Below are 14,202 nucleotides of genomic sequence, written 5' to 3'. Positions count from 1 at the left end.
TGCTTGACGTGACCGAGGGATGCTACGCCGGGACCATGACCGCGAGCGCCGCCGAACCCTCGGGAGGGCTCGCCCCTCCGATACCCCACGACACCGGCCGTGGGATAAGGGTTCTGCGCGCGGCGAAAGCGGCGGACGGTGACCTCCGAGAGCTGACCAGCCTCGCCGTCCAGGGCGACCCCGGGGCCATCGAGGTCCTCATCGCCGAGGTACGGCCGATGATCGTCCGGTACTGCCGGGCCCGTCTCGGACGGGTCTCCGGGCAGTACCACATCGCGGACGACGTCGCCCAGGAGGTCTGCATCGCCGTCCTGTCGGCCCTGCCCCGCTACCGGGACATGGGCCGCCCCTTCGCGTCCTTCGTCTTCGGCATCGCCTCCCACAAGATCGCCGACGCGCTGCGCAGTGCCGTCCGCGCCGCGGTGCCGACCGAGGACCTGCCTGACGGCCCGGACGACCGTCCGGGGCCCGAGGAGACGGTGGTGCGCTACATCGAGGCGCAGCGCGCCCGCGACCTGCTGACCCGCCTCCCCGAGCACCAGCGCGAGCTGGTGCTGCTGCGGGTGGTGGCGGGCCTGTCTGCCGAGGAGACCGGTAATGTACTGGGCATGTCCGCGGGGGCGGTACGGGTCGCGCAGCACCGGGCGCTGGCCCGGCTTCGGGCGATGGCCAGAGAGGAGTCGATCGCTTGACGGAGCGCGGCCCCTTCACCGGCATGCGGGGCGCCCCGGGTCCGGCCGAGCCTTCGACCTCAGGCGGTACCCCCGCGCCGGCGAGCCCGCCCCAGGCCGTTCCCGGCCTGCCGGCGGACCTCAGCGCCGTTCGCCGCACGGACGCGATCATCGACTCCCTGGCGGCCCGGCGCGCTGCCGGCTCCGCCGCCCGCTCCGAGGCGGCGGCCCCCACGGCGGGCCCTGAAGGCCCCTGCCCGGCCGAGCCCGATTCCCAGGCCGCCGCTTCGGCCGAGCCCGGATGCGGGCGCCCGCGCCCGGCCGACGACCCCGACCCGGCCGTCCGGCTGCTGCGCGCACTGATCACCGACGTGGACGACCAGAGCCCCAGCGCCGAACCGGCTCCGCCGCCCCAGCCCGCGCCGCCCGGGCCCGGCTCGGGCCCGCGCCGCCGTGGCCCCCGCACCATCGTGGCCCTCGGCGTGGCCGGAGCCGTCCTCGCCAGCACCGGCGTCGCCGCCGCGGGCGGCGGCGTGGTCGACGGCACCACCGCGTCCCCGCCGCCGAAGTCCGCCGGCGTGGCCGACGACGCCGACAAGTCCGGCATCGACGACACCGACGCCGGATGGCGCGACGACCGTTCGCGAGCGCCCGTCCGTGCCGTCCCGCAGCGCAAGACGCCCGGCGAGCACCGGCTCTACGAGCCGGTCAACACGCGCCTGCCGAACGTTTACCCGCCCCAGCGGCACCCCCACCGCCCGGACGGCGCGCCGACGAACGTCTACGGCACCCCCGGCGCCCCGGCGCCCACCCCCGGCGTTCCGGTCATGCCCGGCAAGCCGGCCACGCCCGGCCCCGGGACTCCCGGCACCCCGGCCACCCCCGGCACCTCCGCCCCCCCGACCGCCCCGCCCGAAGGATCCGAGATCCCGCCGCCTCCACCGGACGACGGCACGGGCGACCTGAACGACCTCCAGGAGCGTCCCCAGAAACCCCCGCCCGAGAGCACCCCTAGCCCCGACAAGGACTAGGGCGGCCCGCGAACAGGCCGTCACCCACGCACAGACCCGCCGGCCTCGACCCCGGCCCAGTGACGCGGAAGCAGGGCTGAGCGGGCATCGCATGAAGCAAGTCACGCTCGCTTGCGTCGTAGGGGCGTCGGCTGTGCGCCGGGCGTGCGCCTCGCCCCGGTCGGGCCTGCGCCGAGCGCTGCGGTGAACCCGAAACCGCGCTCGCTCAATGCCGTGGCTCAGGCGGCGCGAGCCATCAGGGGGCGCCGCAACGGGACGATGCGCCCCTGGCCCCGCCCGACCCGTCAACGAACGGGTCAGTTCTCGTCGCGGCCCTCTTCGCTGTCGATCACGCCGTCGACGTAGCCGCGCGCGTACTCCCAGCTCACGTAGTCGACGGGATCGGGGGCCAGCGCGGGCTCGTGGACGCGCGGCAGCCCCTCGTCGAGCAGGTGGCGCAGGTTTCCGTGCAGCAGTTCCCAGTCGATGTAGTGGAGCTTGCCGCAGTCGCCGCAGTCGACGGTGAGCCCGCGCACGCCGAGCGGTTCCAGCAGGGCACGGAAGACCTCCAGGTCGGCGAGGTCGGCCAGCACGTCCTCCCGCTCCGTCACGCTGAGCGGAGCGGTGTCGTCGCCCGGGTCGCCGAGCGCCGCCGCCGGGTCCTCCGGGTCTCCCGCGAACGGGTCGAGCGGAGCATCGTCGTGCACACACCCACGCTACTGCCACGCGCCCGAGGTGTTGCACCCCCCTGCCCTCTCCGTGCGCGAGCGACCACGGGGCGTGCGCGCGAGCGGGAATGTGCGGGGCCGCCGCCCTTGTTGCGAGATGTCATCAAGGCCACGTGGCCGCCGCCGGCAAAGCCCGTCCGCCCGCGGGTTCACGCCCTACCATGGGGACAGGGTCGCCGTGACCTGGCCCGATGCCGCCACCTCTTACGGGAAGGTAGTCATGAACCCCGCCGAGCCCGACAAGTTCCTCCCGCAGGGCCTGACCTTCGACGACGTGCTCCTGCTGCCGGGCTACTCCGACCTGCAGCCCGGCGAGGCCGACACCACGACCCGGCTGACCCGGCGGATCTCGCTGCGCATCCCGCTGCTGTCCGCGGCCATGGACACGGTCACCGAGGCCCGCACGGCGGTCGCGATGGCGCGGCAGGGCGGCATCGGCGTCCTGCACCGGAACATGTCGATCGAGGAGCAGGCGGAGGAGGCCGACCGGGTCAAGCGCTCCGAGGCCGGGATGATCACCAACCCGGTGACCTGCCTGCCGGACGCGACGCTCGCCGACGTCGAGGAACTTTGTGCCCGCTACCGGATCTCGGGCGTGCCGGTCACCGACGTACGGGGCGTGCTGGTCGGCATCGTGACGAATCGCGACATGCGCTTCGAGACCGATCCGTCCCGTGCGGTGCGCGCGGTCATGACGCCGATGCCGCTGGTCACGGCGCCGGTGGACGTGACGCGCGAGGAGGCGTTCCGGCTGCTGGCGGGCAACAAGGTCGAGAAGCTCCCGCTGGTGGACGCCGACGGCCGCCTCAAGGGCCTCATCACCACCAAGGACTTCACCAAGAGCGAGCAGTACCCCGACTCCACCAAGGACGCCGACGGGCGGCTCCTGGTCGCCGCGGCCGTCGGCGTCGGCGCGGACGCGATCCGCCGCGCGCAGGCCCTCATCGAGGCCGGCACCGACGTGATCATCGTGGACACGGCGCACGGCCACTCCAAGGGCGTCGCCGACACGATCGCCACGATCAAGTCCAACTCGGGCGTCGAGGTCATCGGCGGCAACATCGCCACCTACGCCGGCGCGAAGGTCCTGGTCGAGGCGGGCGCCGACGCGGTCAAGGTCGGCGTCGGACCGGGCTCGATCTGTACCACCCGCATCGTCGCGGGCGTCGGCGTCCCGCAGCTCACCGCGATCTCCGAGGCGGCCCGCGCCGCCCGCGAGGCCGGCGTCCCGGTGATCGGCGACGGCGGCGTCCAGTACTCCGGCGACATCGCCAAGGCGATCGTCGCGGGCGCCGACACGGTCATGCTCGGCTCGCTCCTCGCGGGCGTCGAGGAGTCGCCCGGCGAGCTGATCTTCGTCCACGGCAAGCAGTACAAGTCGTACCGCGGCATGGGCTCGCTCGGCGCCATGCGCAACCGCGAGCGCGGCGGCTCCTTCTCCAAGGACCGCTACGCGCAGGCCGACGTCAGCGCCGAGGAGAAGCTGATCCCCGAGGGCGTCGAGGGCCAGGTGCCCTACCGCGGCCCGCTCGCCAACGTCGCGCACCAGCTCGTCGGCGGCCTCCACCAGTCGATGTGGTACGCGGGCACCCGCACCATTCCCGAGCTGCAGGAACGCGGCCAGCTCATGCGCATCAGCTCCGCCGGCCTCCGCGAGAGCCACCCCCACGACATCCAGATGACGGTAGAGGCCCCCAACTACCAGGGCCGCTGACCCGGCCCGCACGCCTGCCGGTCGCGCAGCATCGTCGTGCGCCCGTCCAGTTGAGGCATACCGCCGCGACGTCTCCGCGGCCGTTCCAGGCGGCCGCCACCCACCCGTGGCCCCCTGGCGCTTCCGTCCGTCACTGGCGCGGACGCCCAGTCATGAGCGGTCCCGCCATGGCGGCGCGTCTCTGCGGGACGCGTCCCCGCGCGGGCGCCGCGGCCTGGCCTGACCGGCGTGTGCCCGTCGGGTCTGGTGCCGTGTCGGCCGCGCCGGGCGCTGACGTAAGCTCATCCGGGGCTTGTTCCCGCGGCTCGCGGGAACGTCGAGCAGGACGAGGACCGGCACGGCGCCGGGGTGAGGAAGAGGGGCGCAGTGGCTGCTGAGGTGGAGATCGGCCGGGGCAAGAGCGGCCGCCGGGCGTACGCCTTCGACGACATCGGCATCGTCCCGTCCCGCCGGACGCGCGATCCCGAGGAGGTCAGCGTCGCCTGGCAGATCGACGCCTACCGGTTCGAGATGCCGCTGGTCGTCGCGCCGATGGACAGCGTGGTCAGCCCCGCGATCGCGATCGCGGTCGGGCGGTTCGGCGGCCTCGCCGTCCTCGACCTCGAGGGCCTGTGGACGCGCTACGAGAACCCCGAGCCGCTGCTCGCCGAGATCGCCTCCCTGGACGACGTGCGCGCCACCCAGCGGCTCCAGGAGATCTACTCCGAGCCGATCAAGGAAGATCTGATCGGCCGCCGGATCCAGGAGATCCGCGAGGCCGGCGTGACCGTGGCGGCGCGGCTGTCGCCGCAGCGCACCGCGCAGTTCCACAAGGCCGTCATCGACGCGGGCGTCGACCTGTTCGTGATCCGCGGCACCACCGTGTCCGCCGAGCACGTGTCGGGACGCGCCGAGCCGCTGAACCTCAAGCAGTTCATCTACGACCTGGACGTCCCCGTCATCGTCGGCGGCTGCTCCACCTACACCGCCGCGCTGCACCTCATGCGCACCGGCGCCGCCGGGGTGCTCGTCGGGTTCGGCGGCGGCTCCGGGCACACCACGCGGACCGTCCTCGGCGTCGCCGTCCCGATGGCCACGGCCGTGGCGGACGTGGCCGCCGCCCGCCGCGACTACATGGACGAGTCCGGCGGACGCTACGTCCACGTGATCGCCGACGGCGGCATGGTCAACAGCGGCGACATCGCCAAGGCGTTCGCGTGCGGCTCCGACGCCGTGATGGTCGGCTCCCCGTTCGCCCGCACCACCGAAGCGCCCGGACGCGGCTACCACTGGGGCAGCGAGGCCCACCACGGGGACGTCCCGCGCGGCACCCGCCTCGAACTCGGGACGATCGGGACGATGGAGCAGATCCTGCACGGCCCGTCCCATGTCGCGGACGGCTCGATGAACCTGATCGGGGCGCTGCGCCGCGCGATGGCGACCTCCGGCTACACGGAGCTGAAGGAGTTCCAGCGCGTCCAGGTGGTCGTGGCCCCGCGCCGCTTCACCGACTGACGAGATCAGGCTGAGACCGAGCCCACGCGGAATCGGCCGCTTCCGGGGTGGTCCCGTCCCTACTCTGGGGTAGGAAACGCTCGAAACCGAACCGCTCTGGGGGGAATCGCGATGACGGGATCACCTGTGACGGGCCTGGGCAGCTCCCGGCTGGGCCCGGCCGAACGGGCGGCGGCGCTCGACCGCATGGCGCGCGAGGAGTTCGACGTGGTCGTCGTGGGCGGCGGCATCGTCGGCGCGGGCGCGGCGCTCGACGCGGCCACCCGCGGCCTGTCCGTCGCGGTGGTCGAGGCGCGGGACTTCGCGTCGGGGACGTCCTCCCGCTCGTCCAAGCTGATCCACGGCGGGCTCCGCTACCTGGAGCAGTACAACTTCGACCTCGTCCGCGAGGCCCTCACCGAACGCGGGCTCCTCCTCCAGCAGATCGCCCCGCACCTGGTGCGGCCCGTCCCGTTCCTCCTGCCCACCACGCATCGCGTGTGGGAGCGCGCGTACTTCGGCGCCGGGGTGGCGCTGTACGACGCGCTCGCGTTCCAGATGGGCAGCACGCGCGGCGTCCCGCACCACCGGCACCTGACCCGGCGCGGCGCGCTGCGGCTCGCCCCGTCCCTCCGCAAGGACTCCTTCGTCGGCGCGATCCAGCTCTGGGACGCCCAGGTGGACGACGCCCGCTTCGTGATGATGGCGCTCCGCACCGCCGCCGAGTACGGCGCGCAGATCGCGTCCCGCACCCAGTGCCTCGGGTTCCTGCGCGAGGGCGAGCGCGTCACCGGCCTGCGCATCCGCGACCTTGAGGGCAACACGACCAGCGAGGTCCGCGCCAAGCAGGTCGTGAACGCCACCGGCGTCTGGACGGACGACATCCAGGAACTCGTCGGCGGCCGCGGCCAGATCCACGTCAAGTCGTCCAAGGGCATCCACCTCGTCGTCCCGAAGGACCGCATCCACTCCGCGACAGGCATCCTGCTCCGCACCGAGAAGTCGGTCCTTTTCGTGATCCCGTGGGGCCGCCACTGGATCATCGGCACCACCGACACCGCCTGGGATCTCGACAAGGCGCACCCCGCCGCGTCCAAGGCCGACATCGACTACGTCCTGGACCACGTCAACAGCATCCTGAACACGCCCCTCACCCACGACGACGTCGAAGGCGTCTACGCGGGCCTCCGCCCCCTCCTCACCGGCGAGACCGAGGAGACCTCGAAACTCTCCCGCGAACATGTCGTCGCGCATCCCGTTCCGGGGCTGGTCCTCGTCGCGGGCGGCAAGTACACGACCTACCGCGTCATGGCGAAGGACGCCATCGACGCCGTCGCGCACGGACTCGACGGGAAGATCCCCGAGTCCTGCACCGACCGCATCCCGCTCGTCGGCGGCGACGGCTTCCAGGCCATGTGGAACGCCCGGCACCGTCTCGCCGCCCGCTCCGGCCTCCACGTCGCCCGCATCGAGCACCTCCTGCACCGCCACGGCACGCTCCTGGACGACCTCCTCGAACTCATCTCCGAGAAGCCCGACCTCGCCAAGCCCCTCGCCGGCGCCGAGGACTACCTCCGCGCCGAGATCGTCTACGCCGCCAGCCACGAGGGCGCCCGCCACCTCAACGACGTCCTCGCCCGCCGCACCCGCATCTCCATCGAGACCTGGGACCGCGGCGTCGGCGCCGCCCAGGAGGCCGCCGACCTCCTCGCCCCCGTCCTCGGCTGGTCCAAGAAGCAACGCGACCGCGAGATCGAGTACTACCGCAAGCGCGTGGAGGCCGAACGCGCCTCCCAGACCCAGGAAGACGACCAGGAGGCGGACGCCCACCGCCGAGGCGCCCCCGACATCGTCCCCACCGCCTGACACCGATGATTCTCACCCGTCCCCGGTCTCTGTCCCTGTGACGGAACCTCGACGAGGAGGACGCGATGAGACGCGTGGTGCTCTACATGATGACCAGCGTGGACGGCTTCATCGCCGGCCCGGACGGCGACCTCGACTGGATGATCTCACCGGACGAGGACAGGCAGGCCGAGGCGCTGGAGCAACTCGACGCGATCGACACCGCCCTGATCGGCCGCGGCGTCTACGAGGAGATGGTCCGCTACTGGCCCACCGCCACAGACGAATACGCGAACCGCATCAACGCCATGCCCAAACTGGTCTTCTCCCGCACACCGGAGAACCTGCGCTGGAACAACGCGCACATCGTCCCCGTCACCGATGACGCGGACCTGGCCGATCAGGTGACCCGCCTGAAGAGCCGCCCAGGCCAGGACATGGTGCTCTTCGGCGGCGCGCGACTGGCACAGTCCTTCGCACGCCTGTCCTTGGTGGACGAGTACCGCCTATGCACCCAGCCCGTGGCCCTAGGCACCGGGCGCCCCCTCTTCAGCAACAGAACCCCGTTGACCTTGACCGCAACCCGCCCCTTCCCCTCAGGCGCAACCCTGACCACCTACCAACCCCCAAGCCCCAGCTAACCCACCAGTCCAACGACAACCCCCGCCACCCCCCGTTCCCTCGGCCCGTGCGCCCCGTTCCCTCGGCCCGTGCGCCCCGTTCCCTCGGCCCGTGCGCCCCGTTCCCTCGGCCCGTGCGCCCCGTCCCCTCGCCCCCCGTTCCCTCGCCCCGCCCCCGGTTTCCCGGCCTCCGCCCCCGGTTTCCCGGCCGCCGTTCCCGCACGCCGCCCCGCTCTGCGCGGCGGCCGCCCGGCCACGAGGCGAACTGGATTGCCGGGCAGATGGGGTTCGGGTTTGTGTGGGTCAGTGGTGGGGGCGGCCTTGCATTAGGGCCTTGCCGGTTTTGTAGAGGTTGGTGGGGACTCGGGTGGGGTCCAGGAGGTGTTGGAAGGCGAGGCCGAAGTCGAGGGCCATGGTGAGGGTGGCGCGGTCGTCGGGGGTCAGGGCGTGGGCGGGGTCGAGTTGGCTGGCCAGGCGGGCGCGGCGTTCGGCGTACCAGTCGGCGATGCGCCAGCCGGCGGCGTAGTCGCGCATGCCGTAGAGCCAGAATTCGACGAGGAGCAGGGCGAGCTGGCGGGGGCGGTCGTCGGGGGCGTGGCGGGCGGAGGAGCGGCCGGTGGGGGCGGAGTCCTTTTCGGCGGCGTGGAGCTCGTCGCAGACGTCGGTGTGGGCCGGGTCGCTGGTGAAGCGTTCCATCAGGGTGAGCAGCAGATCGGTCTTGCCGGCGAAGTTGGAGTAGACGGCGCCCTTGGTGAGGCCGGCCGCGGCGGCGATGTCGTCGAGCGACGCGCCGTGGATGCCGCGTTCGGCCCAGAGGCGTTCGGCGGCGGCGAGCAGTGCGGCGCGGGTCTCGTCGCGGCGGTCCCGGCGGCGGGCGCCGTCGGACGGTCGCGGGGGTCGGGGCTCCGCCGTGTCACCCTCGGGCCGATGGCCGCCGTGGGCGTCGCTCATGCGTTGTTCCCTCCGTTGGCGGGGGACGCGCGTCCGAGCCGGCAGGCCGCGCGCCGGGATTCTCCTCCTGTTCTTCGGAATACACCGGTCGGACATGGTCAGTCCCCGAGTTGCGGAACTCAGCCTGGTTTGGAACGGTCCGGGAACTGGGAGTTGCACGGCATACCGTGCAAGTCGTGCGTTACTTGCGGGTAGCCAAGAGCGGTCAGCGGGTCCTACGCTGCGTGCATGGCATCTCCGACCGTCCGTGCCGAAAGCGCGGTAGAGCGTACGCTGCCCCAGACCCTGATCGACCGGCTGGTAGCTCATATCGCCTCGGACGGTGCCGGCACGGCGGTGATCCCGTGCCCGTTCACCGGCGAGGCCCTCGCGACCGTTCCGCTGTCGAGGGCCGAGGACGTCGGCAGGGCGTACGAGCGGGCCCGGGAGGCGCAGGCGGCGTGGGCGCGGCTGCCGGTGGGCGAGCGGGTCAAGCCTTTCCTCCGGCTCGCGGACGCGCTGGTCGACCGGCGCGAGGAGATCCTGGACATCATCCAGCTGGAGACCGGCAAGGCGCGGCGCCACGCGATGGAGGAGTTCCTCGACGTGACGCTGTGCTCGCTGTACTACGCGCGGCGGGCCGCGCGGCTGCTGAGGCCGCGGCGCAGGCAGGGCATGATGCCGGGGCTGACCCGGGTGCAGGAGCTGCGGCACCCGAAGGGCGTCGTGGCGCTGATCGCGCCGTGGAACTATCCGTTCGCGCTGGGGGCGAGTGACATCGCGCCGGCGTTGATGGCGGGGAACGCCGTCATCCACAAGCCGGACACCCAGACGTGCCTGTCGAGCCTGTGGGTTCTGGATCTGCTGGTCGAGCTCGGGTTGCCGCGGGGGTTGTGGCAGGTCGTGGTGGGGGAGCCGGCCGAGATCGGTGACCCCCTGGTGGAGAACGCCGACTACGTGTCGTTCACCGGGTCGACGCGCGGCGGCCGGGCCATCGCGGAGAAGGTCGCGCCGCGGCTGGTCGGGTACTCGCTGGAGCTCGGCGGGAAGAACCCGATGATCGTGATGGCGGACGCCGACGTCGAGCGGACCGCACGCGGCGCCGTCCGTGCTTGCTTCACCAATGCCGGACAGCTGTGCATCTCGATCGAGCGCATGTATGTGCATGAGGACGTGTACGAGAAGTTCGTTCCACGGTTCGTCGAGCTGGTGAACGGCATGAAGCTCGGGACCGGGCTTGATTTCGACGCCGACATGGGGTCGCTGACGTACGAGCGGCAGCTGGACGCGGTGACGCGGCATGTCGACCAGGCCGTCGAGCGGGGCGCCACGGTTCTGGCCGGGGGGAAGGCGCGTCCGGACGTCGGGCCGCTGTTCTACGAGCCGACGGTGCTCGCGGACGTCAACGGCGACATGGACCTGTGCGCGAACGAGACGTTCGGGCCCGTCGTCGCGCTCTACAAGTACCGGGACGAGGACGACGTCGTCGCCCGCGCCAACGACACGCCGTACGGGCTGAACGCGTCGGTGTGGACGAAGAACGCCGCGCGGGGGCGCCGTCTCGCCGCCCGCATCCAGGCCGGGACGGTCAATATCAACGACGGGTACGGGGCCGCGTACGCGTCGTACGACTCGCCCATGGGCGGGATGAAGCAGTCGGGCGTGGGGCGCCGCCACGGGGCGGAGGGGCTGCTGAAGTTCACCGAGGTGCAGACCGTCGCGAGCCAGCACATCATGGACCTCGAACCGCCGGGTGCGCTCGGCTACGACCGGTTCGCCGACGTCCTGGCGACCGGGATCAAGGTCATGAAGAAGCTGCGGATCAAGTAGGGATCGCCCGTGAAGCATGACTTCGACGTGCTCGTCATCGGGTCCGGGTTCGGCGGCAGCGTGTCGGCGCTGCGGCTGACCGAGAAGGGCTACAAGGTCGGCGTGATCGAGGCGGGCCGCCGTTTCGACACCAACCCGTCCGGGGCGCCGGGGTCGCGGTATCCGGAGCTGCCGAAGACGAACTGGCGTATCGGCCGCTACCTGTGGGCGCCGGCGCTCGGGCTCACCGGCATCCAGCGGATGCACCTGATCCGGGGCGCGAAGTCGAGCCGGGTGATGGTGCTGGCGGGCGCGGGCGTCGGCGGCGGGTCGCTGAACTACGCCAACACCCTGTACGTTCCGCCGGAGCCGTTCTTCAAGGACCGGCAGTGGGCGCACATCACCGACTGGCAGGACGAGCTGGCGCCCTTCTACGAGCAGGCCAAGCGCATGCTCGGCGTCGTCCAGAACACGACCACCACCGAGGCCGACAAGGTCATGAAGAAGGTCGCCGACCGGATGGGCAAGGGCGACACCTACGTCCAGACCCCGGTCGGCGTGTTCTTCGGGCAGGGCGCCGGGATCGAGAGCGCCGACCCGTACTTCGGCGGGACGGGCCCGCGCCGCCGCGGCTGCCTGGAGTGCGGCGAGTGCATGGTGGGCTGCCGCCACGGCGCGAAGAACATGCTCACGGAGAACTACCTGTATCTCGCGGAGAAGGCCGGGGCCCGGGTGATGCCGCTCAGCCGTGTCACCGGCGTCCGGCCGCTCGCCGGTGGTGGCTACGAGGTTGAGATCGTCCGGACGGGCTCGTTCGGACGCAACCGCAAGACGTTCACCACCGGGCAGGTCGTCTTCGCCGCCGGTACGTATGGGACGCAGAAGCTCCTGCACAAGCTCAAGGCGACCGGCCGCCTCCCGCGCCTGTCCGACCGGCTCGGCGCGCTGACCCGCACCAACTCGGAGGCGATCCTCGGCGGTGGCCGCGCCAACGGCAGGCCGGGCCCCGACTTCTCGCAGGGCGTCGCGATCACCTCGTCGTTCCACCCGGCGCCGGACACCCACATCGAGCCCGTCCGGTACGGCCGGGGCTCCAACCTGCTCGCCGCTCTCCAGACGCTGCTCGTGGACGGCGACCGGCCCGGCGAGAAGCACACGCCCCGCCTGCTGAAGTTCGTCCGCGAGGCGGCGCGCCGCCCCCGCCATCTGATCCAGCTGCTGGACCTGCGGCACTGGTCCGAGCGGACCGTCATCGCGCTGGTCATGCAGACCCGCGACAACTCGATCACGCTGCGGCCCGAGCGGGGCCCGTTCGGCTGGGACGTCCGCGCGTCCGCGGGCCACGGGGAGCCCAACCCGACGTGGATCCCGGAGGGGCACGAGGCGACCCGGCTGATCGCCGAGGAGATCGGCGGCATGGCCGGCGGCACGTGGGGCGACCTGTTCGACGTCCCGATGACGGCGCACTTCCTCGGCGGATGCGCGATCGGCGACTCGCCCGAGTCGGGTGTCATCGACCCCTATCACCGCGTCTACGGGCACCCCGGCCTGCACGTCGTGGACGGCTCCGCCGTCTCCGCCAACCTGGGCGTCAACCCGTCCCTCACCATCACCGCCCAGGCCGAGCGCGCGATGTCGTTCTGGCCGAACCGCGCCGAGGACGACCCGCGCCCAGCCCTTGGCGACGCCTACCAGCGCCTCAAGCCCGTCGCGCCGAAGAATCCCGCCGTTCCGGCGGACGCGCCCGGCGCCCTTCGGCTCCCGATCGTCGACATCACCTGACACGAACGCCCCACCCCGAATCCCGTGGCGAACCTTGTGGCTGAATTCTCGGGGCGGGCTGGGGCGGATAGAAGTAGAACGGCGTTCTGTGGATAACGCCGGTCAGGCCTTGGTCACGAGGTGTGCCGACGGGCCGTAGTTGATCTTCCAGTCGGTGTAGACGCCCAGGGTGCCGTCGGCGAGGCAGCGGAGGCCCAGGCTGACCCAGCGGACATCACCGTCCGGGCGTAGGGAGAAGCCCACGGCGGCGGCGAATTCGTCGCCTCCGCATGGGCATTCGCACTCGTCCGGTTCGGCCTCTTCCCAGTAGTCGGCGCTGTCGACGATGAACTCGGACGTCCCGCAGCCGGTGCAGGTTCGCTGGGCCGCGTCCTGCCCGGCCAGCACGCGGAAGGCCCGTCCTCCGCACTGCCCGCAGACGGACTCGGTGACTTCGCCGACGGCATAGCCCTCCGCCTGGTACTCGCGGATGAACGCCGCGAGATCAGCGAAGTCCTCGCCGCGCCACAGCTCGCCTGATGTGTCGATCACGCGCCCATCCTGGACGAAGCCGCCGACAATTCACGCACGCAAGCGTCCGGCACCGGCACGCAAGCGTCCGGCGCCGGAGCGGCTCCTGCACGCCCGGGGGGAAGGCGTCTGCCAGAGCGCTCCGGCGCCGGACCGTGGTGGCTAGGCCCTGTAGGCCGCCCACTGGGACTGCATGCGCTGGTTCTGGCCGGGAGTGAACTCGGTCATGCAGGCGTCGTAGCTGTAGTCCATGAAGTTGTGGATCGGGTCGGCGCCGGCTGCGGGGCAGGTGTCGCGGCCGGTGGGGCACCCGGACGCGGGGCTCTGCTCGGCGGGGGTGTCGGCGACCTGGTCGCCCTGGCCGCTGCAGCCGCCCTGGAACGTGTGGTACAGGCCCATCCAGTGGCCCACTTCGTGGGTTCCGGTGTCGCCCTCGTTGTAATTACCGAGCGAACCGCCCGGGAGGCTCTGGTAGTGGACGACGACACCGTCCATCGCGGGCTGGGACTGGTAGCTGCTCGGGAACGTGGCCCAGCCCAGGAGGCTGTTGCCAAGGTCGGCCGTGTAGAAGTGGAGGTCCTGCGCGTTGCCCGTGCGCAGGGCGGTCTTCATCTGGCGCTCGTTGCCCTCGGGGTCGGAGAACCAGGCCGCGTTCTGCGTCCGTTTGATCTCGGCGAGCGTGAACGTGACGTCGCTCGACTTGTAGGCGGCGTTGAGGATGTCGAGTTGCTTGTTGAGCGTCGCGTCCGGGATGTTGCCCGCACTGCCGTATATGACCTGGAAATGCACGCGGACGGTGAGGGCGGCCTTGGGCTTCTTGTTCTTCCGCAGCTTGGAGACGCGGTCGTGGAAGTCCTTCTCCATCGCCGCCACCTGGGCCGCGCCGGGCTGGTTCCGTTCGGTGACGTGGGAACCGGCCCGGACACGTGCCTCTGCGGGCTGGTCGGCGCAGTCGGCGGACGGGCCGGCCGTGATGGCGGGGGCGGGAGCGGCCAGGACGGCGGTGGGCGTGGACGCGCTGAAGGCGGCGAGCACGCCGAGGACGCTGGCGATTCCGGCGCGTTTCATGGAACTCCTCGGGGAGCGGCGCGCGGGCAGGGGGTTCGCGCG

The 14,202-nt window shown here is 71.9% G+C and carries 12 protein-coding genes; 8 read left to right on the top strand and 4 right to left on the bottom strand.

Features of this window, described 5'->3' with window-relative positions:
* Positions 1–104 precede the first annotated feature (104 nt).
* Together ACH34S_RS04975 and ACH34S_RS04970 are read left to right on the top strand one after the other, a co-directional pair.
* Entirely contained in the window at positions 105–692 is a 588-nt protein-coding gene (locus ACH34S_RS04975; RefSeq protein ID WP_132169069.1) for a sigma-70 family RNA polymerase sigma factor, read from the top strand.
* A complete protein-coding gene (locus tag ACH34S_RS04970) occupies positions 689–1,702 on the top strand; it encodes a hypothetical protein (RefSeq protein WP_395951161.1) in 1,014 nt (337 codons plus the stop codon). Before ACH34S_RS04975 ends, ACH34S_RS04970 begins: the two co-directional genes overlap by 4 nt.
* Before the next feature lie 296 nt (positions 1,703–1,998).
* Here the strand turns inward: ACH34S_RS04970 and ACH34S_RS04965 are convergent, their stop codons facing one another.
* Complete coding sequence (locus ACH34S_RS04965; RefSeq protein ID WP_138649375.1) at positions 1,999–2,388, bottom strand: DUF5319 domain-containing protein; 390 nt, start codon at positions 2,386–2,388, stop codon at positions 1,999–2,001.
* Between the two features lie 241 nt (positions 2,389–2,629).
* On the opposite strand from ACH34S_RS04965, the gene guaB reads away from it, so the two are divergent.
* From guaB to ACH34S_RS04945, 4 genes are all read left to right on the top strand, one after another.
* A complete protein-coding gene (gene guaB, locus ACH34S_RS04960; protein WP_395951160.1) occupies positions 2,630–4,123 on the top strand; it encodes an IMP dehydrogenase in 1,494 nt (497 codons plus the stop codon).
* Between the two features lie 378 nt (positions 4,124–4,501).
* A complete protein-coding gene (locus ACH34S_RS04955) occupies positions 4,502–5,617 on the top strand; it encodes a GuaB3 family IMP dehydrogenase-related protein (protein WP_395951451.1) in 1,116 nt (371 codons plus the stop codon).
* 111 nt (positions 5,618–5,728) lie between these two features.
* Positions 5,729–7,462, top strand: a complete 1,734-nt coding sequence (locus ACH34S_RS04950; protein ID WP_395951159.1) for a glycerol-3-phosphate dehydrogenase/oxidase — start codon at positions 5,729–5,731, stop codon at positions 7,460–7,462.
* A gap of 65 nt (positions 7,463–7,527) precedes the next feature.
* Positions 7,528–8,082, top strand: coding sequence for a dihydrofolate reductase family protein (locus ACH34S_RS04945; protein ID WP_395951158.1), 555 nt, complete (start codon positions 7,528–7,530; stop codon positions 8,080–8,082).
* A gap of 282 nt (positions 8,083–8,364) precedes the next feature.
* Here the strand turns inward: ACH34S_RS04945 and ACH34S_RS04940 are convergent, their stop codons facing one another.
* Positions 8,365–9,012, bottom strand: coding sequence for a TetR/AcrR family transcriptional regulator (locus ACH34S_RS04940; RefSeq protein ID WP_395951157.1), 648 nt, complete (start codon positions 9,010–9,012; stop codon positions 8,365–8,367).
* A 228-nt stretch (positions 9,013–9,240) separates the two neighbouring features.
* Between ACH34S_RS04940 and ACH34S_RS04935 the strand changes: the two genes are divergently transcribed.
* Positions 9,241–10,821, top strand: a complete 1,581-nt coding sequence (locus tag ACH34S_RS04935; protein WP_395951156.1) for a succinic semialdehyde dehydrogenase — start codon at positions 9,241–9,243, stop codon at positions 10,819–10,821.
* A gap of 9 nt (positions 10,822–10,830) precedes the next feature.
* The gene (locus tag ACH34S_RS04930; RefSeq protein ID WP_395951155.1) at positions 10,831–12,582 is read left to right on the top strand and encodes a GMC oxidoreductase; all 1,752 of its coding nucleotides are present in this window, start codon (positions 10,831–10,833) and stop codon (positions 12,580–12,582) included.
* A gap of 102 nt (positions 12,583–12,684) precedes the next feature.
* Here the strand turns inward: ACH34S_RS04930 and ACH34S_RS04925 are convergent, their stop codons facing one another.
* Positions 12,685–13,113: a hypothetical protein gene (locus ACH34S_RS04925; protein WP_395951154.1), complete on the bottom strand. Its 429-nt coding sequence runs from the start codon at positions 13,111–13,113 to the stop codon at positions 12,685–12,687.
* Positions 13,114–13,254: 141 nt separating this feature from the next.
* The gene (locus ACH34S_RS04920; protein ID WP_395951450.1) at positions 13,255–13,956 is read right to left on the bottom strand and encodes a zinc metalloprotease; all 702 of its coding nucleotides are present in this window, start codon (positions 13,954–13,956) and stop codon (positions 13,255–13,257) included.
* Positions 13,957–14,202 lie beyond the last annotated feature (246 nt).

The sequence above is a fragment of the Actinomadura sp. 3N508 genome (assembly GCF_044326375.1).
GTDB lineage: Bacteria > Actinomycetota > Actinomycetes > Streptosporangiales > Streptosporangiaceae > Spirillospora.
The sequence above is the reverse complement of the archived record's forward strand: the minus strand, read 5'-3'. Positions and strand labels throughout refer to the sequence as shown.

Bases quoted from the DNA above. Each gene is read 5' to 3' on its own strand.
- guaB (WP_395951160.1), top strand. From the start codon at position 2,630: ATGAACCCCGCCGAGCCCGACAAGTTCCTCCCGCAGGGCCTGACCTTC.
- ACH34S_RS04950 (WP_395951159.1), top strand. From the start codon at position 5,729: ATGACGGGATCACCTGTGACGGGCCTGGGCAGCTCCCGGCTGGGCCCG.
- ACH34S_RS04945 (WP_395951158.1), top strand. From the start codon at position 7,528: ATGAGACGCGTGGTGCTCTACATGATGACCAGCGTGGACGGCTTCATC.
- ACH34S_RS04940 (WP_395951157.1), bottom strand. From the start codon at position 9,012: ATGAGCGACGCCCACGGCGGCCATCGGCCCGAGGGTGACACGGCGGAG.
- ACH34S_RS04935 (WP_395951156.1), top strand. From the start codon at position 9,241: ATGGCATCTCCGACCGTCCGTGCCGAAAGCGCGGTAGAGCGTACGCTG.
- ACH34S_RS04920 (WP_395951450.1), bottom strand. From the start codon at position 13,956: ATGGAGAAGGACTTCCACGACCGCGTCTCCAAGCTGCGGAAGAACAAG.